Origin of the sequence: Corynebacterium sp. HMSC05E07 (genome assembly GCF_001807225.1) — a bacterium.
Taxonomy (GTDB): domain Bacteria; phylum Actinomycetota; class Actinomycetes; order Mycobacteriales; family Mycobacteriaceae; genus Corynebacterium; species Corynebacterium singulare.
On sequence record NZ_KV788269.1, the window covers coordinates 1 to 682 of the forward strand.

1 protein-coding gene is annotated in these 682 nt (G+C 68.6%); it reads right to left on the reverse strand.

The window, feature by feature from the left end; all coding sequences use genetic code 11:
• Positions 1–682, reverse strand: a 682-nt coding sequence (locus HMPREF3149_RS10805; protein WP_246819999.1) for an HAD-IC family P-type ATPase, incomplete at both ends; no start/stop codon positions are given.

Genomic DNA, 682 nt, shown 5'->3' on the forward strand with positions numbered 1-682 from the left:
TCCGGCGATTTCAGCCAGCGCCCGGGCGGTGCGAGTGTTGTCACCGGTGAGCATGCTTACTTCCACGTCGTTGTCGTGCAGGGACTGCACGGCATCGGGCACCTCGGGCCGCAACTCGTCGCGCACCCCGATCGCCCCGGCGAGAGCGTCATCGACGGTGACAAGGACGCAGGTCTGGCCTTCGGATTCCATGCGCTCAACGTCTGCCTTCAGTGGCCCGGCGTCGATCCATCGGGGGCTGCCCACCAGCACCCGTCGGCCTTCGACGGTGCCGCCGATGCCATGACCGGCTTCCTCGCTGATGTCCAGGGCAGCGGGCGCTTCGGGCTCCGCCGCCGCGATCGCCGCGGCGAGGGGGTGCGTCGATTGCTGCTCAACTGCCGCCGCGAAAGTAAGCACCTGCGCCCGATTGAATCCGTCTGCCGGGACCACGCTGGTAACCTCGGGCTGGTTGCGGGTGAGGGTTCCGGTCTTGTCCACCGCTAGGTGACGGATGCCGCCGAGTCGCTCGAACGCTGCGCCGGACTTGATGACCACGCCGAACTGGCTGGCTGCCCCGATCGCGGCCACGACTGTCAGCGGCACGGAGATCGCCAGCGCGCACGGTGACGCTGCGACCAGGACCACCAACGCTCGGGTGATCCACGTCTCAGGGTCGCCCAGCAGCGAGCCGATCACGCCG